Source organism: Variovorax frigidus, assembly GCF_051216515.1.
Lineage (GTDB): Bacteria > Pseudomonadota > Gammaproteobacteria > Burkholderiales > Burkholderiaceae_C > Variovorax.
In genome coordinates, this window is the sequence record NZ_JBPJZF010000002.1 from 257,357 (window position 1) to 278,517 (window position 21,161).

The 21,161-nt window shown below is 62.7% G+C and carries 22 protein-coding genes and 1 pseudogene; 22 read left to right on the forward strand and 1 reads right to left on the reverse strand.

The features are described 5' to 3' along the window. Positions 1–157 precede the first annotated feature (157 nt). From ACSFBC_RS06445 to ACSFBC_RS06495, 11 genes and pseudogenes are all read left to right on the forward strand, one after another. Positions 158–499: a DUF2958 domain-containing protein gene (locus ACSFBC_RS06445; protein WP_435510035.1), complete on the forward strand. Its 342-nt coding sequence runs from the start codon at positions 158–160 to the stop codon at positions 497–499. 20 nt (positions 500–519) lie between these two features. After that, positions 520–942: a transcriptional regulator domain-containing protein gene (locus tag ACSFBC_RS06450; protein ID WP_435509493.1), complete on the forward strand. Its 423-nt coding sequence runs from the start codon at positions 520–522 to the stop codon at positions 940–942. Continuing rightward, entirely contained in the window at positions 860–1,399 is a 540-nt protein-coding gene (locus ACSFBC_RS06455; RefSeq protein ID WP_435510036.1) for a DNA -binding domain-containing protein, read from the forward strand. The genes ACSFBC_RS06450 and ACSFBC_RS06455 overlap by 83 nt, the downstream gene beginning before the upstream one ends. Before the next feature lie 92 nt (positions 1,400–1,491). Next, a complete protein-coding gene (locus tag ACSFBC_RS06460) occupies positions 1,492–1,788 on the forward strand; it encodes a helix-turn-helix transcriptional regulator (protein WP_435509494.1) in 297 nt (98 codons plus the stop codon). A gap of 19 nt (positions 1,789–1,807) precedes the next feature. Continuing rightward, a pseudogene (locus ACSFBC_RS06465) lies at positions 1,808–2,626 on the forward strand (replication initiator protein A); the annotation flags it as partial. Positions 2,627–2,859: 233 nt separating this feature from the next. Then, positions 2,860–3,609 (forward strand): ParA family partition ATPase, encoded by a 750-nt coding sequence (gene parA, locus ACSFBC_RS06470; RefSeq protein ID WP_435509495.1) that lies wholly within the window; start codon positions 2,860–2,862, stop codon positions 3,607–3,609. Between the two features lie 20 nt (positions 3,610–3,629). Continuing rightward, the gene (locus ACSFBC_RS06475) at positions 3,630–3,869 is read left to right on the forward strand and encodes a ribbon-helix-helix protein (RefSeq protein ID WP_435509496.1); all 240 of its coding nucleotides are present in this window, start codon (positions 3,630–3,632) and stop codon (positions 3,867–3,869) included. Beyond that, positions 3,869–4,384, forward strand: coding sequence for a DUF2840 domain-containing protein (locus ACSFBC_RS06480; protein WP_435510037.1), 516 nt, complete (start codon positions 3,869–3,871; stop codon positions 4,382–4,384). Before ACSFBC_RS06475 ends, ACSFBC_RS06480 begins: the two co-directional genes overlap by 1 nt. Continuing rightward, positions 4,381–4,914 (forward strand): S26 family signal peptidase, encoded by a 534-nt coding sequence (locus ACSFBC_RS06485; RefSeq protein WP_435509497.1) that lies wholly within the window; start codon positions 4,381–4,383, stop codon positions 4,912–4,914. The genes ACSFBC_RS06480 and ACSFBC_RS06485 overlap by 4 nt, the downstream gene beginning before the upstream one ends. A gap of 375 nt (positions 4,915–5,289) precedes the next feature. Beyond that, positions 5,290–7,245 carry a DUF3363 domain-containing protein gene (locus tag ACSFBC_RS06490; protein ID WP_435509498.1) on the forward strand — a complete coding sequence of 652 codons (1,956 nt, stop codon included), beginning with the start codon at positions 5,290–5,292 and terminating at the stop codon, positions 7,243–7,245. A gap of 453 nt (positions 7,246–7,698) precedes the next feature. After that, complete coding sequence (locus ACSFBC_RS06495; protein WP_435509499.1) at positions 7,699–7,821, forward strand: IS66 family transposase; 123 nt, start codon at positions 7,699–7,701, stop codon at positions 7,819–7,821. 434 nt (positions 7,822–8,255) lie between these two features. Here ACSFBC_RS06495 and ACSFBC_RS06500 read toward each other — a convergent pair whose 3' ends face one another. After that, positions 8,256–8,768 (reverse strand): MarR family winged helix-turn-helix transcriptional regulator, encoded by a 513-nt coding sequence (locus ACSFBC_RS06500; RefSeq protein WP_435509500.1) that lies wholly within the window; start codon positions 8,766–8,768, stop codon positions 8,256–8,258. A gap of 317 nt (positions 8,769–9,085) precedes the next feature. On the opposite strand from ACSFBC_RS06500, the gene gtdA reads away from it, so the two are divergent. The 11 genes from gtdA (at position 9,086) to ACSFBC_RS06555 (ending at position 21,071) form a co-directional block, all read left to right on the forward strand. Then, positions 9,086–10,129 (forward strand): gentisate 1,2-dioxygenase, encoded by a 1,044-nt coding sequence (gtdA, locus tag ACSFBC_RS06505; RefSeq protein WP_435509501.1) that lies wholly within the window; start codon positions 9,086–9,088, stop codon positions 10,127–10,129. 27 nt (positions 10,130–10,156) lie between these two features. Beyond that, positions 10,157–11,032 carry a fumarylacetoacetate hydrolase family protein gene (locus ACSFBC_RS06510; protein WP_435509502.1) on the forward strand — a complete coding sequence of 292 codons (876 nt, stop codon included), beginning with the start codon at positions 10,157–10,159 and terminating at the stop codon, positions 11,030–11,032. Positions 11,033–11,035: 3 nt separating this feature from the next. Further along, the gene (locus ACSFBC_RS06515; RefSeq protein WP_435509503.1) at positions 11,036–11,458 is read left to right on the forward strand and encodes an acyl-CoA thioesterase; all 423 of its coding nucleotides are present in this window, start codon (positions 11,036–11,038) and stop codon (positions 11,456–11,458) included. Positions 11,459–11,494: 36 nt separating this feature from the next. Next, a complete protein-coding gene (locus tag ACSFBC_RS06520) occupies positions 11,495–12,373 on the forward strand; it encodes a beta-keto acid cleavage family enzyme (RefSeq protein WP_435509504.1) in 879 nt (292 codons plus the stop codon). 5 nt (positions 12,374–12,378) lie between these two features. Continuing rightward, positions 12,379–13,383 (forward strand): 3-hydroxyacyl-CoA dehydrogenase NAD-binding domain-containing protein, encoded by a 1,005-nt coding sequence (locus tag ACSFBC_RS06525; protein WP_435509505.1) that lies wholly within the window; start codon positions 12,379–12,381, stop codon positions 13,381–13,383. Then, the gene (locus tag ACSFBC_RS06530) at positions 13,383–15,116 is read left to right on the forward strand and encodes an acyl-CoA dehydrogenase family protein (protein ID WP_435509506.1); all 1,734 of its coding nucleotides are present in this window, start codon (positions 13,383–13,385) and stop codon (positions 15,114–15,116) included. Before ACSFBC_RS06525 ends, ACSFBC_RS06530 begins: the two co-directional genes overlap by 1 nt. Before the next feature lie 21 nt (positions 15,117–15,137). After that, positions 15,138–15,935, forward strand: a complete 798-nt coding sequence (locus ACSFBC_RS06535) for a crotonase/enoyl-CoA hydratase family protein (RefSeq protein ID WP_435509507.1) — start codon at positions 15,138–15,140, stop codon at positions 15,933–15,935. A 21-nt stretch (positions 15,936–15,956) separates the two neighbouring features. Further along, positions 15,957–17,099 (forward strand): FAD-dependent monooxygenase, encoded by a 1,143-nt coding sequence (locus tag ACSFBC_RS06540; protein WP_435509508.1) that lies wholly within the window; start codon positions 15,957–15,959, stop codon positions 17,097–17,099. Positions 17,100–17,123: 24 nt separating this feature from the next. Continuing rightward, positions 17,124–18,692, forward strand: coding sequence for a class I adenylate-forming enzyme family protein (locus tag ACSFBC_RS06545; protein WP_435509509.1), 1,569 nt, complete (start codon positions 17,124–17,126; stop codon positions 18,690–18,692). A gap of 82 nt (positions 18,693–18,774) precedes the next feature. After that, the gene (locus ACSFBC_RS06550; protein ID WP_435509510.1) at positions 18,775–19,917 is read left to right on the forward strand and encodes an ABC transporter substrate-binding protein; all 1,143 of its coding nucleotides are present in this window, start codon (positions 18,775–18,777) and stop codon (positions 19,915–19,917) included. Positions 19,918–19,955: 38 nt separating this feature from the next. Further along, entirely contained in the window at positions 19,956–21,071 is a 1,116-nt protein-coding gene (locus ACSFBC_RS06555) for an alcohol dehydrogenase catalytic domain-containing protein (RefSeq protein WP_435509511.1), read from the forward strand. Positions 21,072–21,161: the final 90 nt, after the last annotated feature.

Sequence of the window (21,161 nt, forward strand, 5' to 3'; positions counted from 1 at the left end):
TAAAGCAATTAAAACCACGTTATCTTTAACTCATAAAATGGCCACTTCTGGCGACTGGGGTGGCGCAAATGCATTCGCTGCCGCACTCCATCTGCCGCTTTCCCGACTTGCACAGTTCTATCTGAAAGCTATATTCGTATTCATCCCGGCGATAACGATGACATTCCTAACCGACGAACAGCGCCTTCGAATGCTGGCAAATGGCGCCGCGCGCACGCGTGGCGAAACCATTGACCCGCTGCCCGTGGTCAAGCTCTACACCCTCGACGCAGGAGCCGCCTGGTTGCTGACTGAACTCGATGCCGACGCGGATCGCGCCTTTGGGCTGTGCGATGCCGGCACCGGTAGCCCGGAGCTGGGTCAAGTCAGTCTCTCGGCCCTCGAAGGCGTCCGCGGCCCGCGCGGCATGCGCATCGTTGCTGATCCACACTTCAAGCCGCGCCAGCCACTCTCGGGCTACCTGGCAGACGCACAACGGGACGGGTCGATCAACGACTGACCGATCGCAGGTAGTCGCCGATGGCGCGATGCAGTGTCGCTTCGAAAGCGAGCTTGTGCGCCCTTCCCTGTGGCAGGTTTCATCTTCCAAGGAGGATTCCTGTGACCAAGCTCAACCCCGAAGACCTGCCTGGCGCCCCGTGGGCCCTCACCGCCGCCTATCTGTACGTGCTGGACCTTGACGACTCAGGCGTCGCATGGGAATACCTGCGCCGACATCCGGACTACGGCTCGGACTGGGCACGTCGCAGGCGCGTTGTGTCCTTCGCCCGCTGGGGGTTGCGATGTCGCCGAAGATCCAGGTCTCGACGGGCGCTCTGCGCGTCCGCTGTGGCTGTCCTTCCAGGACGGATTGCTGCAGGTGCGGGCCGCGCATGCGCACGACGCCGCAGCCCACCGTTTCGACTTGTGGCGCATTCCCGGCCGCAAGCGCCTGGCGCTTGACGGCCCAGACCTGTCGCTCACTGCCGACCTCAGCGCACGGCGCATGCGCTTGTCGCTGGCGAGCAGCTTGGCTGATGGTGCTGCCTATGTGAGCGCAGTGCCGCTGACGCCCCGCCTGCGGGGCCAGCTCAATGCCTTCCATGCGCAGGCACAGGCCCTGGAAGGTCATGCACCCCGGGTCGATCCTGCGCGGGCGGTCACCCGCGCCGCGCTGCTGCATCTGCGCGCTTTGCAGGCGCTCGATGCCGCGCAGGCGGGCGCATCGCACCGGGACATCGCCCAAGCCTTGTTCGGCCTCGAAGCCGTCGTCCTGCGCTGGCACGAGGATGGCGAACTGCGCGCGCAGGTGCGCCACCTGCTGCGGCGTGCGCAGGGATACGTGACCGGCGGCTATTTAGCTCTCGCTGGCGTGCCGCACACCACAGCAGAGCACCCCGGAGACGAGCCGGTGCGCTGAATCTCTCCCTGCCTTGATCGGGCCTGATTCCCGAGACTGCCTCCATCGGGCCGCGAATGGTTTGCGGCCCATCGACAGCGATGGAGTCCGTCATGGCAGTTGGCAGTTCGCTTCCTCACCGCACGACCGCAGCGGTTGCGCCGCAGCCTGCTGCGGTTCCGGCTGCGCCGGCCAATCCAGAGTTTCTGACCACCGACGAAGCTGGCGCCTTCCTGCGGCTGTCGCCGCGGACGCTGGAGAAGCAGCGTGTGCTCGGCGGCGGTCCGCGCTTTCGCAAATTCGGTGCGCGCGTGGTCTACGCCGCCGCCGATCTGCGCGCCTGGGCCGACAGTCACACCTACGGCATGACCTCGGACCCAGGCTACGTGCAGCGCGACTCCGTTCGCTGACTAGCTTGGGCAACGCCGCATGTCCAAGCGCATGAGCGAACGCGAACAGCTCTCGCTGTTCCGCGCGCTGCCGCACGACGGCATGGCGCTGCGCGATGCGCAGGATCTGATGGCCTACCCCTTCTTTTCGCTGGCCAAGTCGCCGCGCATCGTGCCGATCCGCTTCGAGGCTGGTGGCATTTCGCTCACCGTAGAGGGCGTGCCCGAGCATGGCATCGCCACCATCTGGGACGCTGATGTGCTGATCTGGGCTGCCAGCCAGATCATCCAGGCCAAGAAAGAAGGCATCGCACCTTCGCGGCTGATGGCGGCCACGCCCTACGAGATTCTGCGCTTTGCGCAGCGTGGCACCGGTCGCAGCGATTACCTCGCGCTGCGCGCCGCGCTGGACCGCCTGCAGTCAACCACCGTCGCCACCACGCTGCACCAGCGCGAGCGCCCGAATGGCGGCAAGCGGGTGCACCGCTTTTCCTGGATCAACGAGTGGAAGGAGTACATCCGGCCGGATGGGCGCTCCGACGGCATCGAGCTGATCCTTGCCGACTGGTTCTTCACCGGCGTGATGGAAGACGCGCTCGTGCTCACGCTTGATCCCACGTATTTCCGGCTTTCGGGCGGCATCGAACGCTGGCTGTACCGGCTCGTGCGCAAGCACGGCGGGCGGCAACCTAATGGTTGGCGCTTCGAGATGCGGCACCTGTACTTGAAGTCCGGCGCGCTCCAGCGCTCCCGCGACTTCGCCGCCCACGTGCGCGGCCTGGCACTGCGCCAGGCGCTGCCGGGCTACCGCTTGTCCGTCGAACGCAGGGGCGGAATCGAGTGGTTGATTTTTCATCCTTGCACCGACAACTCCCCGAAGACCGACTTATCCACTCCTCGCGTGGACCGAGACTTATCCACAGCTTCTGTTGAAGAACCTGTGGATTTCATGGGGACGGGCTCGGTGGATCACCGGCGCGGGACTCGGGTGATCACCGGCGCAACCATCGGTGGATCACCGGCGCAAAACGTCCCGCAGCCCGCGCCCCGCAACGGTTTCGGGCCTCCCTAAACATCTAAAGGGATACATAAATGGAATTCACGCGCGCGCGAACCGAAGCTGCCCAAAAAGCGGGCAGCGCCTCGCAGGAGGCAGTCCGAACACCAGAAAACCGCTTGCCAGGAAGACCGTACCGGCCTGGCAAGGTGATCGCATTGCTCAACCAGAAAGGCGGCGCGGGCAAGACCACGCTCGCCACGCACCTGGCCGGCGAGCTGGCGATGGCGGGAAGCCGCGTGACGCTGCTCGACGCCGATCCGCAGGGCTCGGCCCTTGACTGGGCGCAACGGCGGCTTCAGAACGGCCAGGGACGGCTCTACGGCGTGTTCGGGCTGGCCCGGGACTCGCTCCACCAGGAGGCGCCTCAGATTGCCCTGGAGGCGGATTACGTGGTGATCGATGGGCCGCCCCGCGTGGCGGCCCTTGCGCGCTCCGCGCTGCTGGCCGCCGACCTGGTGCTGATCCCCGTCCAGCCCAGCGCCTACGACGTCTGGGCCAGCCACGAGATGGTGACGCTCATTGCCGAAGCCCGGGTGTTCAGGCCGCAGCTTCGTGCGGCCTTCGTGATCAACCGGCGTGTGGTCGGCACGGTGATCGGCCGAGAAGCGCGCGCCGCCCTGGCCGATCAGCCCTTTGCCGCTCTGCAGGCCGAAGTCTCGCAGCGCATCGTATTTGCCGACAGCGTAGCCGCCGGGCGGCTCGCATGCGAGGCCGCGCCGAAGTGCGCCGCCGCGCGCGAGATCGCGGCACTGGCGCAGGCAGTGCAGGAGATGTTGCGATGACGGCCTCAGCGTCATCCTCAATGCCGAGGCGGGCATCAATCGGCCGCAAACCTGCCGCCGACCTGGCATCGACCTGGGTGCGCCAGGCCGATGCACCGGAGACCATCGCGAAGGCGTCGATCTTCACCGCGCGCCTCACCATCGACGTGACGCCGGCGCTGCGGGGCCGCATCAAGGTGATCGCCTTCGAGCGTGGCCTCACTGCGGCCGAGATGCTGCGCGAGCTGCTGGAGCGTGAGTACGGCGGAGGCCAGTCATGATGCAGCCGTCGCCCATTGCCGTGCAGACTTGGCCCCGCGCAGCGCTGCCGCCAAGGCCTGCCCCTATGCGCGTCTCGCTCGCCTTCGTCGAGCATCGCGTGAACGTCTGGCTGCGCTTCGGCCAGCCGGTGCGCGAGACGGTGCTCGACCGCTGGCGGCGCGTGGCAACCTTCGAGCCCAACGCGGTGTGTTGCCGAGTTAAATGGATCGGCAACGACTACGGTACGGCGCTCTGGCAGCTCATGGTGCTGCAGGCACCGATGCCGTTCGATGGTGCACAGCGCATCGCCGGCGTGGTGCCTTGCGCGCGCATCCTGCTGCGCGCCGATGGCGAGGAGCAGGTCAAGGCGGTGCTCGAAAAGATCGACGCCATCGAAGCGCTCGGCATCGAACCGGCTACGGTTGCCTCGACGTACTGGCACACCGTTGGAAACCGGCTGGCTGCGCGCCAGCCGCTGCCGGACTACACCAGCGGGCGCCATGCGGCGCATCTTGCGCGCGAGGCGCTGCGATGAGCCGTCGGGTGCTTTTTGCCGCCATGGGCATCGGCCTCGCTGCGCTGTGCGCGCCGGCCTTCATGCCGATGTCGGTGCATGAACGTGTGTTCCTGGTCTACAACCCGACGGACAGCGTGCCGCGCGGCTGGTACCAAATCGGCAGCATCGACAGCGCAGCTGCGCTGCACGTCGGCAGCATCGTGCTCGCCCGGCTTCCTGTCGACGTAGCAGCCTTCGCAGAACAACGCCGCTACCTGCCGAACGGTGTGCCGATCCTCAAGCGTATCGGCGCCATTGCACCGCAGTCCGTGTGCGTTCGAGAACAGGTCGTGCTGATTAATGGCGCAGTGGTGACGACCGCACGCACACATGACGGCGCGCGCTGGCCACTGCAGGCTTGGCAGCATTGCCGCCCCCTCGCCAGCGGCGAACTGTTCCTGCTCAGCGACACGAACCCGGCGTCTTTCGACAGCCGCTACTTCGGCCCCATCACCGCCTCTGCCGTGCTCGGCATCGCGCGACCCCGGTGGACATGGAACACGCCATGAGATCTGCCTTATCGCATCACCCAAGAAGCCACCGGACTGCAGCCGGGCATGCGCCCGCGCTGCACTCCATCGTGCAGGGAGCCCGCCGCCAGCGTGCAGCTCGCGCTGCACCGACGCCGCCCCTCGGGCAGCGCTGCGCGCCCGGTGCGCGGCTGGCGGCAGGTCGGAGCCGGGAGCGGATGCGGAAGGCGGATACGGAGGGCCAGATAAAGGGGGTGGCACGCCGTGCCCCCGAAAGCCAGTCTGCACGTGGGTTTGCGGCGGCACCGCGAGGGGGCTCGCATGTGCCTTGTCGACACGGGACCCCGCATGGCTACGGCGTTTGCCGCGTGCCGTTTGCGCTGGCGTGCGCCATGCTGCGCTCGGGGTTTCGCCATGGCCCGCCGTAAAGAACCACAGGATGGTGACCGCATCCGCGTCAAGCCCACGGCGCCGAAGTCGCGCGGCGGACCGCGCTCGCAGCGCTTCATCTCGCAGGTTCTGAAAGAGGTGTCGAAGGGCGGCGCCACGCGCTCTGGCAAGAACGCAGGGCGACCCGCTAACACCTTCGGCCGGGGCCGCGTCGCGGCCGCGATGGCCGGGCAGCGCCTGGGCGCGAACGCCCGGCGCATCATCATCAAGAGCCGCTTCGTGGTGCTCCGTCGCGCCAGTCCGAGCTCCGTGGCCGTCCACCTGCGCTACATCGAGCGAGACGGCGTCACGCGCGATGGGCAGAAGGGCCAGGCCTACGGGCAAGACACAGACGCGGCGGATCTCGAGGCCTTCCAGGAACGCGGCCGGGGCGACCGGCACCAGTTCCGCTTCATCGTCTCGCCCGAGGACGGGTTGGAGCTTGAAGACCTCCGGGGATTCACCCGTCATCTCATGCGCCGCATGGAGCTTGACCTGGAGAGCCGGCTGGACTGGGTGGCCGTCGATCACTGGGACACGGAAAACCCGCACACTCACATCGTGTTGAACGGGCGGACCGCCAGCAACGAGGATCTGGTGATTGCGCCGGACTACATGTCCCACGGCATGCGCATGCGAGCCAGCGAGATCGCCACCGAGTGGCTGGGGCCGCGCACCGAAGCGGAGGTGCGACAGAGCCTGCTACGCGAGGTGGACCAACAGCGGCTGACCGGCCTGGACCGGGCACTGATCAGACAAGCCGGCCGAGAAGGCTGCATCGACCTCACGAGTCCCCCTTACGATCAGCAGCGCCAGAACGCGGCGCGCGCCAGGCTGCAGCGGCTCGAAGGCATGGGACTGGCCCAGCGGGTGGGCGCCCACCGTTGGATGCTACACCCCAGCATGACGGCCGCTCTCGATGCGATGGGCGAGCGCGAGGACGCGCTGGACGCCACGCGGCGCGCGCTGGATGGCCAGCAGCGTGAGCTCGTGCTGCATGGCACAGCAGAGGGCAGCGCCGCTCCCGTTATCGGTCCCATCGTCGGCAAGGGATTGACCGATGAACTGAGCGACTGCGGCTATCTGGTGGTCGACGGCATTGATGGCCGCGCTCACTACCTGAAGCTGCCGCCCAACGCCGAATTGGCCAAGCTTCCGATGCACGCCATTGTGGAGGCAAAGCCACGGCCGGGGAGGCAAGTGGATTGGAAGATCATGGCCGTGTCGGAGAACCGTATCTATCGCGTAGCAGACCATCTAAGCCAGCTTCGACGAGCTGGCGATGACGATCCACAGGCCACTGTCGAAGTACATGTGCGCAGACTCGAAGCCTTGCGCCGCGGGGGTCTTGTTGAGCGCATGGCCGATGGCATTTGGAGCATCCCGGGGAACCTGGTGCAAAGCGCCCAGCAGCACGATGCGCGGAAATCTGACGGTCACATGATCGAGCTGCGCTCGCATCTTCCCATCGAGCAGCAAATCCGAGCCGTCGGCGCGACCTGGCTGGATCGGAACTTGGTGACCGACGCGGGCATCGCGAATCGGGGCTTCGGCGCCAAGGCGCGCGATGCGATGCAATCCCGCGCGGCGTTCCTCGTCGAGCAGGGCCTGGCCGAACGCCGGGGGCAGCGCTTGATTCTCGCGCGCAATCTGCTGACTACGCTGCGCGATCGAGAACTGGCAGCCGCCGGGCGATCATTGCAGGACCAGACCGGCCAGAGCTACAGGCCCCTGCGAGACAGCCAGCAAGTCAGTGGCATCTATCGCCGCTCCGTCCAGCTTGTCAGCGGGCGCTTTGCCGTGCTCGAGGACGGCATGAGCTTCAGCCTGGTGCCGTGGCGGCCAGTGATCGAACGGCGCCTAGGGCAGCAAGTCTCGGCCGAGGTTCGCAGTTCTTTTGTCACTTGGAATCTTGGCAGGCAACGCGGCCCTTCTGTCTGATGTTGTCAGAGCCAACGCTGCTGCAGGATCTGGCTGTCGTGTGACGCGCCCCGCGGCGATATTCTCGAAAAGTGGAGAGTTGGACCTGCCGGCGAGCTGTGAGAACCTCGAGTATGCCAAGTCCCCAGATCTGTATCGTGGCGCGCCATTAGCTCCGAAAGCCGCCCTGCTCATCCAACCCATGTAGCCGATGACGAGCTTGTTCGCCTCGCGAATTTGTGGCGCTCTCGCGCGCCATTCGTGGTGATCGTGAGGCGTGCGAATCGCTCACACGCTGGAAATCCAACAGAACCGCAGGCAGAACGACGGACTACGACGCGTTGCGCGCTGTGGTGTCCGAATTCGCCGACAGCCAAGGCGGCCAGCATGCCCGGGCCTTCCTTGGGCTCGGTTACAAGAGCGGTTGGCACAGCACCCCTGGCGCCGATGACTACTCAGGATACAAAGCGTGCCTTGAGTTGGTCGTCTGAGGCCGGCTGCCTCGCGCACGCCAAACGCAAGTTCCATGAGCTGTGGCCCAGCCACGGCAGCCCGATCGATGAGCAGGCCCTGAAGTTCGTCGGCGAGCTCTACTAGATCGAGCGGGTCGCGGCTGAACTGGCCGCCAAAGACCGCGAGCATGTGCGCCAGGAGCGCTCGCGCAAAGTCGCCAATGCGCCGAACCAATGGCTCATCGCGCAGCGCCAGAAGGTGCCCGAGGGCTCATTGACCGTCAAGGCCATCACTACAGCCTCAAGCGCTGGCTGGCGATGACACGCTATATCGCCTGCTGCCGCACCACTGGCAGCAATTGGCAAGTTCCTGATCCGGAGCCGTCTCCAAGACGGGTTCACCGCGCGCTTATCGCACGACGGCGTACTCGATGGGATCAAGAGCCTGCTCAATGCGGCGTGACCGCCCCTCGTAGCACTACAAGGCCTGACGGCCTGAATGACCTCGACGTGGCGTACGCGCTACGGACCGCAGGTGGTCGGTAACGCGGGAGGGCCAACGACTGAGCGCAAGGCACCTCAGGACTCAGTAGGCGCGATTTTAGAAAGCAGACGTAGCAACTGCTCTCTCTCCGAAGCCGTCAGAGCGGTCGCGATCTCGACTTCGAAGGTCTTCACGAGTTGTTGATACTTTTTTAGGGCCTCAGCACCTTTCTCAGTTAACACAAGAGCGTAGTTGCGTCTATCGCCCATGCGCTCTCGCCGCAAGACCTCCATGCCCTCCAAGTCGTCAATCACCTTCACAACGCTCGGCCCGGCGATGTTCAGCATCGCGCCGAGAGCAGACTGATTGATGCCTGGATTCACGCCAACGGTCGCCAGAGCACTCAGGCGCGCCGGCGACATGGGTGGCTCCAGATACTTTGCGAACGCACCGTCGCTGCGCACGAGAGCTCGGCGCAAGGCATACCCAACAGAGTCTTCCAAAAGGTACTTTCCCATCGCAATCGCAGAACTTTTTGTGGCTGCTGATGCAGGTGAGCGCTTGCCACGGGGCGCGCTCTTCTCGCCAGAAACAGAAACTTCGCTCATAAACCACGTCGCCTCAATGCGGTGTAACGAGCCATTTTAGCGCAGCACATCATAACTATTAGTGTGGCGAACCGTTAGCCAATCTATTTACCCGTGCAGTGTTGCGCAGTCGACTCATCGGCGGCAGCCCAATCGCTTCCGAATCCTCAAGCCCCCTGCTCCTTTTCAGGCGCCTTGTCGTGACGGAAGAGAAGGGGCGGGATGAAGCGCCAGACGTAGGGAAAGTACTGATCAAGGAGCCATCTTCCGCGGTTGACCCCGCAGTCTTAGCCTCATACATTGTTAGCCAGGCTAATCATTAGCCATTCGAGGCAACAATGAATCATTCACCCCTGTCTGCCAGCGAGCTCGCCCAGCGTGAGGCCTACTACGAAGAGTTGCGTGGCGAGAGCCTTGCCCCTCTCTGGGCTTCCTTGACCCGCCTGGTTCCGCCTTCCCCTCAACCCAGTGCGAAGCCATTCTCGTGGAGCTACGCGGCGGTGCGAGAGCACTTGCTCACGGCAGGGACGTTGATCACGGCAGAAGAAGCCGAAAGACGCGTGCTCGTTCTTGAGAATCCCACGCTTGCTGGTCAGTCTCGGATCACAGATACGCTTTATGCCGGCCTCCAACTGATCCTTCCGGGCGAGGTTGCACCGGCCCATCGCCATGTGCAGTCAGCGCTGCGGTTCGTGATCGAGGGTGAAGGTGCTTACACCGCAGTGAACGGTGAGCGCGTCTCGATGTCCCCGGGCGACTTCATCATCACGCCAGCATGGACTTGGCACGACCACGGCAGCGAGTCGGAAGGCCCCGTTGTATGGATGGACGGGCTCGATGTGCCCTTTGTCGACTTCTTGAAAGCTGGCTTCCGCGAGCAGTACGAGCAGACCGCTCAGATCCCCCATCGCAGCGAAGGCGAGGCACGCCTGCGTTACGGGAGCGGAATGCTCCGCCCCTCGGACAAGGCAACGAACTCTTCACCGCTGTTCAAGTATCCGTACGCACAAACCAAAGCGGCGCTGCAGTTGATCGCACGTAGCGAAGAGGTTGATCCACACCGCGGTTTCGAGATTCGCTACGTCAACCCAACGACCGGTGGCGACGCTCTGCCCACCATTGCAGCGGGCATGCGCCTGCTGCCAGCCGGGTTCAAGACGGCCCCTTATCGATCCACCGCTGGGTGCGTGATCGTGCTTGTCGAAGGAAGCATCCGGGCAACCGTCGGAGAGGAGTCGATCACGCTAGCGCCCAAGGACGTGCTGACGGTTCCTGCGTGGTCGCGAATCGAGATCGAGGCCACGGAAGAAAGCATCTTCTTCAATTTCTCCGATGCCCCTGTTCATCAAAAGCTTGGCCTCTGGCGCGAAGAGCGCGCCTGACTTCAGAACACAGCACTGCCACACATCATGAAAATCTGCCGCTTCAACAACGACCATGTTGGCCTCGTCGACGGGGAAACCGTCATCGATGTCACCGACCTTTTCGATCGCCAACAGGCCTGGCCCGTGCCCCACGGGGACACGATCATCCGGCAGATTGCCGGCCTGAAGGATCAGCTCACGGAAGCGCTTGGTAGCGACCGGCCGCGTGTCGCTTTGAGCAGCGTTCGGCTCGAGAGCCCGGTCGCGAACCCCTCGAAGATCGTGGGCGCACCGATCAACTACAAAGCGCATATCGCCGAAGCCAATGCTGATTCCGCGATCAGCCATGGCCATGTCTACACCTCTCTGGATCAGTACGGACTTTTCCTCAAAGCGAACACGTCGCTGATCGGCGTGGCAGATGAGGTCAAGGTCCGTTTTGAAGAACGTCGCACCGACCACGAAGTTGAACTCGCGGTCGTCATCGGGCGCGAAGCGCGGATGGTCACCAAGGAATCGGCGCTTGACTATGTCTTGGGCTACGCGGTCGGCTTGGACATGACGGTGCGTGGCAAAGAATTCCCGACGTTTCGCAAGTCTGTCGATACGTACTGCGTGCTCGGACCATGGATCATCACCGCCGACGAGGTCGCAGACCCTAACGCCTTGGCTCTGTCGTTGACGGTGAACGGTGAGCCGCGCCAGCAGTCCAACACCGACAAGCTGATCTTCAACGTGCAACGGCTGATCGAGTACGCCTCGTCGTTCTATACGCTCTATCCAGGCGACATCATCATGACTGGGACGCCAGACGGTGTCGGTGCTGTGGTGCCCGGCGATGTCATTGATGCCGAAGTCCAAGGCATTGCCAAGATTCAAGTGCGCGTCGCTGCAGGCTACGTCACCCCGGCGGGCAACTGAGCCATGCACACCTATCGCTACGAGCGCCTCCTTCAGTGGAGTGAATGCGACGCCGGTGGAATCATCTTTTTCCCCAACTACGGGCGATGGATGGTCGACGGCTTGAACCAGATGTTCTTGTCGCTCGGCATCGATCCGAACGCAGTGGTCGATGCGGAGACGCGTGGCGGCCTGCCGGTGCTGCAGCTTTCAATGCAGTTTCATCAAGCGCCGAAGCTCCACGAAACCGTGATCCACGAGATCGCCGTAGAGAAGATCGGCGGCAAATCGCTCGGATTCAAGCATCGGTTTTTTGTCGGCGACGCGCTGTGCATGGAGTCCAGCGAAACCCGTGTTTGGGCTACGCACTCTCTCACCCATCCCCCCGTACTTACGACGCTGCCCGTGCCGGACCAGGTGCGAACGGCTCTCTCAGCCGAAAGCTGATCACCCGGCCTTCCTGTCCAACTCAAGGAGACTCTCATGGCAAGCAACAAAGTAATCATCACCATCGCCCCCACCGGCGGCATGGCAAAGAAATCCCACAACCCGAACCTGCCGACACAGCCTGAAGAAATCGCGGAATCGGTACATCGCTGCTACAACGCCGGCGCCTCGGTGGTCGCGATCCACGCGCGCCGTCCTGACGACGAAGCTACCTGCAACGCCAACATCTATCGCAAGATCAACCAGTTGGTGCGCGAGCGGTGCAACATCGTCATCAACAACTCCACCGGTGGCGGCGTTGACGGCGACATGCTGATCGAACGACCCGACGGTCTCTACGACGTCAATTTTGAAGAGCGCCTGAAGGGGCTGGACGCGGGTGCCGAGATGGCGACCTTCGACGGCTTCACCGTCGCAGCAATCCATGGCAAGCGAGAGATGCTCGTCAGCACGACGCCGAGCCAGTGCGACCGGCTTGCCGCACGCTTTATCGAGCGCGGCATCAAGCCCGAATGGGAAGTTTTCAGTCCCGCGCACATCCTTCAAGACGCCACCCGTCTGATCACGGTTTGCGACAAGCCGCCGTATTTCTTCAACTTCGTGCTGAACGTGGACCGCGGCTTTCAAGGAGCCATGCCTTACACGCCTGACATCCTGCAGATGATGGTGAAGCTGCTGCCGCCGAACTCGATCTTCAACGTGTCGGCAGGCGGACCTGCACAACTTCCTGCCACCACGCACGCCCTTCTGCTTGGCGGTCATGTGCGAGTCGGCCTGGAAGACAACCTTTGGTACAGCAAAGGCGTGCTGGCCACCAACGAGATGCTTGTCGAGCGGCAGGTCCGTATCGTTCGCGAGCTCGGGTTCGAGCCGGCGACGCCGGATGAAGCTCGCCAGATGATGGGCTTGGTTTAAGGCGCATGGTGGCACTGCTTGCGCTCGAAAACATCCGCGTAGCGGGCTTGGCCGGCGCCGGTTCCGTGGGCACCGCCTGGGCGGCCCTGATGCTGGCCAAGGAGCTGAAGGTCGTCGTCTACGATCCTTCCCAGGGCGCAGAGGAGCGCCTCATTGCAGGTGTCACCGCGGCGTGGCCAGCCTTGCTTTCTCTCGGCCTCGCCCCCCAGCCAACGCCGCCGTTCGAAGCGATCAGCTTTGCTGACTCGCTCGCAGACATGGCACGGCAGAGCGATCTCGTACAGGAGAACGTCGCCGAGGCGCTGGAGATCAAGCGCGATGTCATCGCGCAGATTGATGGTGCGTTGCCGCCAGACCGATTGATTCTGTCGAGCAGCGGAGGTGTTCCGCCCACCAAGCTCCAGGCCTTCTGCAGCCATCCGGAGCGTCTGCTCCTTGGACACCCGTTTCACCCTGCTTACATCGTTCCATTGATCGAGGTGGTCGCAGGGGAAAAGACCGCGCCGGAGGCTGTCGCCCTCGCGCGCGCTTTCTACGAAAAGCTCGGCAAGCACCCGATCACGCTTCAGAAGGAAATGACGGGACACCTGTCAAATCGACTGCAGTTCGCGCTTCTGCGCGAGGCCATTCATTGCCTGCACGAGGGCGTGGCCAGCGCCGAAGACATCGACGCTGCCATGCGCTTCGGCCTTGGGCCACGGTGGGCCGTGATGGGTCCACTGATGACGTTCAACCTTGCAGGCGGTGACGGCGGCGTGGAACAGCTTCTTTCGCGCTTTCGATCCGATGTCGATGGTTGGTGGGCCTCCCTGGGACAGCCAACGTTGACGGACGAAGTCGTTGCGTCGGTCAGCCAAGGCGCGCAGGTGCTGCGTCGTGGCAGATCCAATTCGGATTGGTCGGCTTGGCGCGACCGTGAACTCGTGGACTTCCTGTCGTACCGAAAAGATCACCCTTACGCTGGCTTCGGTGCGTCTGTGGAACAGGCTTCATCAACGGGAGTTGCGTGATGGACAGCGACTATGGCTTCCACGCGGACGTGATCCGCAAGCACATCGAACTGGTGCCCGGCTACGAGGCCCTTCGCAGCCGCCTGGCGCCTGTGGTGGACGTGTCCCCTGAGTCGATCCAGCAGATTCTGGACGCAGCTGCCCAGTTTGCCGAAGATGTTCTTGTACCCATCAATCGCGCCGGCGATGTTGAAGGTTGCCGGATCGAAGACGGTCGAGTGAAAACCGCTTCTGGCTACCCCGAGGCTTGGAAGAGCTTCGCAGAAGGCGGCTGGAATAGCGTCGATCAGCCCGAAACATTTGGCGGCCAGGGGCTGCCGACCTTCGTCAACGCGGCGTGCCGAGAGCTCTTCGATCGAGCGTGCATGGCCATCGGCATGGTCAGCGGCCCCACAAGGGCTGCGACGCAGGTGCTTGAACAGTTTGCGCCGAAGGAGCTACAGGAAGAATGGATTCCAAAGTTCGTTACGGGCGAGTGGGCTGCGACCATCTGTATCTCTGAGGCTGACGCGGGTTCTGACGTCGGCCGAATCCGCACCCGTGCGATACAGGGCGCTGAAGGCACATGGCGGCTGACTGGCGAGAAAATGTGGACCACGTTCGGCGACAACGATCTGGTCCAGCGCATCGGACATCTGGTCCTTGGACGGACGCCTGACGCTCCCGCCGGAAGTGCCGGCCTGAGCTTGTTCCTGGTCCCCAATCTTGTTCGCGATGCATCTGGCGCACTCGCGCCAAACGGAGTCAAAGCACGCCGCATCGAAGAGAAGCTCGGGCTGCATGGCTCTCCCACCTGCGCGATGGGCTTTGAAGACGCGCAGTGCCACTTGCTGGGCAAACCTCACCGGGGGCTTGCGCAGATGTTCGTGATGATCCAGACGATGCGCCAGATGGTGGCCATCGAAGGCGTAGGCATGGCATTCGGTGCCGAACAGGTAGCGAACCGCTACGCTGCAGATCGGCGTCAAGGGGGCAGCCCTTCACAACCGCCCGTCGCGATCAACACGCATGCGGATGTTCAGCGGCAACTGCTCACGATGGCCAGCAGGGTCGAGGTGCTGCACGGTCTGGTGTACGAGATGGTTATACGAATCGACGCCCAGCAGCTCGATTCGGCAAGCGCCGCTGGCCAACGGCCGGTGACCGACAACGTGGCGCAATGGCTGCTGCCGATCGTGAAGGCCTCATGTGCCGACGCCGGCCACGAAGTGCCGGACGAGGCGATTCAGGTGCTTGGGGGCGCTGGCTACACAACTGAGTGGCCAGCGGAACAGTGGATGCGCGACGCTCGGATGATGTCGATTGCCGAAGGCACGACGGGCGTCCAGGCTCTCGATCTCATCCATCGGAGGTTGTGGCGCGACAACGGCGCGGCACTCAGCGAGTTTCTCGCTGTCGCGTCTTCTGAGATATCACAAGCCGATATCGCGATTGCGGCTCCGGCCGCAGACACCCTTGCCCTCCTTCGCAGCACCGGGGACCACTTGCTCACGTTGCAGGGCCACCCGAAGGAGGCCGAGGCCGGCGCTGTCGCTTTCCTGCGGCTGGCCATGCTGGCGGCCACAGGATGGATTGCTGTGCGGCTCTCGTCTGCCAAGGGCGATGACCGTGTCACCAAACGCCTTGTTGCAGCAGGCAGCTTCTGGCTGAGCGACCTTGAAGAGCGTGCCTCCTTCGTGGCCCGGCAGGCCACCGCAGGCGCTTCGTCCCTGGCTTTCTTTGAACACATCTGACCGCATCCGCGGAACCATCCCATGACTCAAACCGACTTCATTTCCTACGAGCTGCGCGACAACATTGCTCTCATCTCGATCGATCGCCCGGAAAAGCGCAATGCGATGAATCAGGCCATGTTCGAGGCGCTCGGAGAAGCAGCAGAACGCGCACAAAAAGAAGCGCGTGTGGGCATCATCTACACCCGCAACGACAACTTCTCGGCCGGCTTGGATCTGGCCGAGCACATGGGCCGCACACCGATCGACGGCTTGCATGACTCTCGTGCGCAGCACGCTCTTCTGAACATGGTCGAGCAAGGAAAAATCCCGTTCATCGCCGCCCTTCAGGGCGCCACGATCGGCGCTGGACTCGAGATCGCAGCCTCTGCCCACATCCGTGTGGCGGATGCGACGACCTACTTCGCGTTGCCAGAGGGCAAGCGGGGAATCTTTGTCGGTGGGGGTGGGTCGGTGCGGGTCGCGCGGTTGCTCAGCGTGACGCGCATGGTCGAAATGATGCTCACAGCTCGCGTCATGAAGGCAGACGAGGCCCTCTCCGCAAACCTGGTGAACTTCGTGACAAAGACGGGCGGTGCGCTCGACAAGGCGCTCGAACTCGCTGCAGGAATCGCAAAGAACTCGCCGATCTCCAACTACGCAATCATCAACGCGCTCCCACGCATCCACGACATGTCGCACGACGACGGCCTGTTCGTCGAGTCGCTGATGGCAGCGATGACACAAACAAGCCCAGAGGCGCAGGCCGGTCTCAAAGAGTTCATTGAAAAGCGCGCTGACCGGCTGAAGCCGGTGACCGCGGACGAAGCCAAGACCTGAAGCAAGAGACGGAGACAAACCATGCGAGTCAAGATCCTCGGCGGCGGGCCCGCCGGCCTGTATGCGGGCTTTCGAATCAAGCGTCAGTTCCCGGCTTCGGAAGTTGTCGTGTACGAGCAAAACGCTCCAGGCGAAACCTTCGGCTTCGGTGTCGTTTTCTCAGACAAGGCCCTTGAGTTCTTGAGCGCGGAAGATCCTGAGACCTTGGCCGCTATCACCGCGGGCCTGGAATCCTGGAGCGACATCGAGCTGCGCATCCACGGTGAATCCATTCGGATCGATGGCGTCGTATTCACGGCGATCGCTCGGCTGCGGCTCCTCCAGGTGCTTCGTGAGCGTGCCGAATCCGCCGGCGTCACGCTCGTGAACAACAAGCTCATCACCGACCTGTCTGAGCTGGGCGATGCTGACCTGGTCATCGGCGCCGATGGCGTCAATTCTCTGGTGCGCCGTAGCCACGAACAAGAGTTCGGGACCAAGATTGACCTGCTCAACAACCGATTCGCATGGTTCGGAGCCACCAGGCCTTTCAACTTCTTGACCCAGACCTTCAAGGCAACGCCGGACGGCAACTTCAACGCGCACCACTACCGGTACTCGCCGGACATGAGCACGTTCCTGGTGGAAGTCAACGAAGCGACGTTTGACCGGATCGGGTTCGCGTCCATGACCGAAGACGAGTCGCGCCAACGCTGCGAAGCGGTGTTTGCCGAGGAACTTGACGGCGCCAAGCTCGTGACGAATAAATCTTTGTGGCGCCGGTTCCCGAACATCAGTAACGCCCACTGGTCACATGGAAAGTATGTGCTGATCGGAGATGCACTCCGCACCGCGCATTTCTCGATCGGTTCTGGCACCCGTTTGGCGCTTGAGGACGTTCAGGCCCTCACCAGGGCCTTGGGCGAACATGCCGACAGCATTCCCGATGCGATTGCAGCGTTCGAATCTGGCCGGCGCCCGATCGTGGACAAGTTGATCGCGGCCTCGGCGCGCAGCTCCGGCTGGTACGAGAACTTTCAAGAGCACATGAAGTTGCCGGCGTGGGAATTTGCCATGAGCTACATCAGTCGTTCTGGCCGAATCGACACGGAGCGTCTGAGAGCCATGTCACCTCGCTTCGTGGCGGGTGTCGAAGCGTGGCGCAGTGCGCACCCTAAAGCCTGAACCGGCAAAAGGCAGGAACTTTTCATGTCCTTTCTGACTGCATCCGTCTTCGGCGACATCGTGCAGGCGCAGCGTGCGCTTGGCGAAAAGATTGCGTTCCAGGACGACACCCGAGCCGTCAGATTTGACGACTTCGGTCGTCGCGTCGACGCCCTCGTCCAATCCCTGCTTGCTGCCGGTCTGCAGCCAGGTGATCGCATCGCACTCCTAGGCCGCAACAGCGTGTCCTTCGCCGAGTGGATTGCGACCTGCTCGGCTGGCTTCATCCCGGTCCCACTCAATTGGCGCCTGTCGCGTCCTGAACTTGAGCATCTGCTTGCTGACTGTGCCCCTGCAATCCTTGTCGCAGACGCAGCGTGGATCGAGGCTGCGGACGACATGGCCAAGGGGGCCGAGTTCGTCAAACTTCGGGTGGCGGCGGGTGCGTCTCACGAAGGTTGGGTCGACCACGAAACGTTGACGCTGCCAGCAGCAAACCCAGTCGAAGTCCCGCAGGTCAGCCCTGATGACATCGCGTGTCTAATCTACACCAGCGGCACGACAAGCGCCCCCAAGGGTGCAGAAATCAGTCATCGGGGGTTAGTCGAAAACTGCCGCGTTTCGGCGACTAAAGCGATCGGAGTGACTGCTGCCGACAAGGTGCTCTGCGTTATGCCGATGTTCCACGTCGGGGGACTCTGTTACTACTTGCTCCCGAGCTTCAGTGCGGGTGCCACCACGCTACTGCGCCCCTTGTTCGATCTTGGCGACCTGGTCTCGAGCCTCGCCAAGCATGCCATCACGAACGTACACCTTGTGCCGACCATGTTGGGCGACCTGATCGGCCATCCGGAGGCCGCGTCAGCATCGACAAGCTTGCGAAGAATCGTTTATGCAGGGTCCGCAATGCCCGTCGCGCATCTGAAAAAGGCCATGTCGGTACTGGGCGACTGTTCGTTTTCGCAGTCCTACGGCTCGACCGAAGGCGGGATCATCTCAACGCTCACTCCTGAGGACCACACCGCTGCTGCAACAGAGCCAAGCAAGGCACATCGTCTTGCGTCGTGCGGACAGCCGATGGGTGCGAGCGAGGTGCGCATAGAGACGGTCGATGGCGAACTCGCCCCCACTGCGACCGCCGGGGAAGTGCTGGTCAAGAGCCCACGGACGATGGTGGGCTACTGGCAACAAGCTGCAAAAAGCCAGGCTGCATTTTCGGATGGGTACCTGCGCACAGGTGACATCGGCTACCTGGACGGCGATGGATATCTGTACCTCGTCGATCGCAAGAACGACATGGTCGTCACGGGTGGCGAAAACGTCTTCCCTTCAGAGGTCGAACAAGTCTTACATCTCTCGCCGGACGTCAGCGAGGCCGCTGTTTTTGGCGTCCCCGATCCTCGTTGGATCGAGAAGGTCGTGGCTGCCGTGGTGCTCAGACCAGGAGCCACCACGACGCGCGAGGAGCTGATCGCATTTGCACGTGTGCATCTCGCCGCCTTCAAGTGCCCGAAGGAGATCTACCTGGTCACAGATTTGCCCAAGAGCGGTGCCGGAAAAGTGCTCCGCAAGACGCTCCGAAATCAGTTCGGCTCTTCATCAGAGCCCAAGTAGCCGAGAAACGCTCGATTTTTCCAGTCCCATGCGAGGACAGGCGAGCCCGCCATTTCAGTCCATCAACAATCAGGAGACCACCATGAAATTCAATCGCGCTACCACCACTGTCGCGGCGGCCATCCTGGCACTGCTTGCAGGCACTGCCACTGCTCAAATCAAAGTCGGGATCATCACCGGGGCGACGGGCCCCGGGGCTTCGCTCGGCATCCCCTACAAGAACACCTTCAGCGCAACGCCGGCGACGCTCGGGGGCGAACCTGTGACATACATCGTCGTTGACGACGCCACCGACCCGGCTGCGGCAGCGAGGTTGGCTCGCAAGCTGATCACCGAAGACAAGGTGGATCTAATCATCGGCTCGGGCAACGTCCCGACGGCCTCCTCCATCAGCTTTGTCGCCTCTGAAACGAAGACACCGCAGATTGCTCTGTCGCCGCTGAGCGGCGAGCCCGCGAAAAATCCTTGGGTCTTCTCTATGTCCCTGCCAACGTCGTTGCAAATGGGCGCCGTTGCGGATCACATCAAGGCGGAGGGCGCCAAGAAGGTCGGCTTCATCGGCTTCAGCGATTCATGGGGTGACCAGGTCTACACGGCTCTCATGGCTCACGCGCCGAACTATGGCTACACGGTCACAACGAATGAACGTTATGCCCGCCTTGACACATCCGTCACAAGCCAGGCTCTCAAGGTGGTTGCGTCCAAGCCCGACGTTGTTGTCTTAGGCGGATCGGGAACGCCTGGCGCCCTGCCCCACACGGCTCTCATCGAGCGAGGCTTCAAAGGCCAGATATACCATAGCGCCGCAGTTGTCAATCCAGAGTTCCTCAAGATCGGAGGCAAGTCGCTAGAAGGCGCGCTGGTCTCTGCTGGGCCCGTCGTTGTTGCAGAGCAGCTTCCCGACTCGAGCCCGGTCAAGAAGCAGGGTCTGGAGTTCACGAAGGCCTACGAAGCGAAGTACGGCCCAGGCACTCGGAACTCGTTCTCGGCCTACTCCTGGGACGCTTACCTCCTCGCGGACAAGGCCGCGGCAATCGCTAAGACCAAGGCGAAGCCAGGCACGCCGGAGTTCCGCCAAGCGCTGCGTGACGCTCTCGAATCGACCAAGGAGCTTGCTGGAGCTCAAGGCGTCTACACCATGACGCCGACCGACCATGCGGGCGCCGACAAGCGGGCTGTCGTGCTGCTTCGTGTCGAGAACGGCACCTGGAAGTTGGCGAACTGATCTGCCTTGAGCCACCAAAGAGACCGGAGCGAGACAAGATGAACAGCAAAACCATGCGCGCAGCACGCCTCCATGACGTCGGCGGTCAGTTTCAGGTCGACGAGGTTCCCGTACCTGAGGTGCGCCCCCTCGATGTCTTGATCGAGGTGAAGGCAGCGGGCGTTGTGCCAAACCTGCGCAACGTCATTACCAACTATCCCACCTGGTTTCCCTATCTGCCACTGCCGAAGCTGCCTGCGATCTACGGCTTGGACACGGTCGGTGTCGTGAGTGCGGTTGGCAGTCAGGTCCGCTCGGGCATCAAGCCAGGTGATCGTGTGTACGTGAACCCAGGGCTGTCATGTGGAGGATGCGTCGCTTGTCGACGCGGCGACTCCGTGAACTGCACGGCCTACACCTTCATGGGCTATTTCGGCTTCGGTCCGGGCTCACAGCAGCTGTTTGAAGACTACCCGTACGGAGGATTCGGCCAGTACCTCGTTGCTCCCGTTGCCAACTTGGTGAAGCTGCCGGACACGGTCACCTTCGAACAAGCCGCACGTTTCGGGTACCTGGGCACTGGGTACTCGGCACTCAAGAAGTCCAACTTCGCGCCAGGGCAAACGGTCCTGATCGGTGGCGGGACGGGCACGTTGGGCGTGGGCACTGTGATGCTCGCACTCGCAATGGGCGCCTCGAAGATCTTTCCAACAGGCCGGAACAAGGCGCTGTTGGAAAAGTTGCAGCAGTTGGACCCCTTGCGGATCCATCCGGTCGCCGTTGGAGAAAAAACAGTCGCTGAAACCGTCATGGCCGCCACCGACGGGCTCGGTGTCGATGTCGTCATCCAGGCGCTCGGCGCCAACGCGCCTGCTGCTGCTGTGCTGGATTCGTTCAACGCGCTGCGTCGCGGCGGCAAGGCGATCAACGTCGGAGGCGTTGCGGAGACGTTGGCTCTGGAGCCCATTCCACTGATGGTCCAGCAGAAATCGCTGATCGGCTCGTTGTGGTTCACCACGGCCGAGGGCGAAGACATGGCGGCAATGGCTGCAGCCGGTCAGCTCGACCTCAGCGTCTTCGAGCATGAGGTGTTTCCCCTCGAGAAGGTGAACGAGGCGCTTGACGCCGTCGACCAGCGCACCGGCGGTTTTACCAACATCGTGATCAAACACTGAGTGCCTGCCGCAGTGTCTTTTGGAGAAATACATGCAAGTTCGCCGAATCGTTACCGGGCACGACAGCGCCGGCAAATCAGTCTTTGTCTC

Coding starts and splice junctions, on each gene's coding strand:
- ACSFBC_RS06445 (WP_435510035.1), top strand. CDS start 158: ATGACATTCCTAACCGACGAACAGCGCCTTCGAATGCTGGCAAATGGC.
- ACSFBC_RS06450 (WP_435509493.1), top strand. CDS start 520: ATGGCGCGATGCAGTGTCGCTTCGAAAGCGAGCTTGTGCGCCCTTCCC.
- ACSFBC_RS06460 (WP_435509494.1), top strand. CDS start 1,492: ATGGCAGTTGGCAGTTCGCTTCCTCACCGCACGACCGCAGCGGTTGCG.
- parA (WP_435509495.1), top strand. CDS start 2,860: ATGGAATTCACGCGCGCGCGAACCGAAGCTGCCCAAAAAGCGGGCAGC.
- ACSFBC_RS06475 (WP_435509496.1), top strand. CDS start 3,630: ATGCCGAGGCGGGCATCAATCGGCCGCAAACCTGCCGCCGACCTGGCA.
- ACSFBC_RS06480 (WP_435510037.1), top strand. CDS start 3,869: ATGCAGCCGTCGCCCATTGCCGTGCAGACTTGGCCCCGCGCAGCGCTG.
- ACSFBC_RS06485 (WP_435509497.1), top strand. CDS start 4,381: ATGAGCCGTCGGGTGCTTTTTGCCGCCATGGGCATCGGCCTCGCTGCG.
- ACSFBC_RS06490 (WP_435509498.1), top strand. CDS start 5,290: ATGGCCCGCCGTAAAGAACCACAGGATGGTGACCGCATCCGCGTCAAG.
- ACSFBC_RS06500 (WP_435509500.1), bottom strand. CDS start 8,768: ATGAGCGAAGTTTCTGTTTCTGGCGAGAAGAGCGCGCCCCGTGGCAAG.
- gtdA (WP_435509501.1), top strand. CDS start 9,086: ATGAATCATTCACCCCTGTCTGCCAGCGAGCTCGCCCAGCGTGAGGCC.
- ACSFBC_RS06510 (WP_435509502.1), top strand. CDS start 10,157: ATGAAAATCTGCCGCTTCAACAACGACCATGTTGGCCTCGTCGACGGG.
- ACSFBC_RS06515 (WP_435509503.1), top strand. CDS start 11,036: ATGCACACCTATCGCTACGAGCGCCTCCTTCAGTGGAGTGAATGCGAC.
- ACSFBC_RS06520 (WP_435509504.1), top strand. CDS start 11,495: ATGGCAAGCAACAAAGTAATCATCACCATCGCCCCCACCGGCGGCATG.
- ACSFBC_RS06525 (WP_435509505.1), top strand. CDS start 12,379: ATGGTGGCACTGCTTGCGCTCGAAAACATCCGCGTAGCGGGCTTGGCC.
- ACSFBC_RS06530 (WP_435509506.1), top strand. CDS start 13,383: ATGGACAGCGACTATGGCTTCCACGCGGACGTGATCCGCAAGCACATC.
- ACSFBC_RS06535 (WP_435509507.1), top strand. CDS start 15,138: ATGACTCAAACCGACTTCATTTCCTACGAGCTGCGCGACAACATTGCT.
- ACSFBC_RS06540 (WP_435509508.1), top strand. CDS start 15,957: ATGCGAGTCAAGATCCTCGGCGGCGGGCCCGCCGGCCTGTATGCGGGC.
- ACSFBC_RS06545 (WP_435509509.1), top strand. CDS start 17,124: ATGTCCTTTCTGACTGCATCCGTCTTCGGCGACATCGTGCAGGCGCAG.
- ACSFBC_RS06550 (WP_435509510.1), top strand. CDS start 18,775: ATGAAATTCAATCGCGCTACCACCACTGTCGCGGCGGCCATCCTGGCA.
- ACSFBC_RS06555 (WP_435509511.1), top strand. CDS start 19,956: ATGAACAGCAAAACCATGCGCGCAGCACGCCTCCATGACGTCGGCGGT.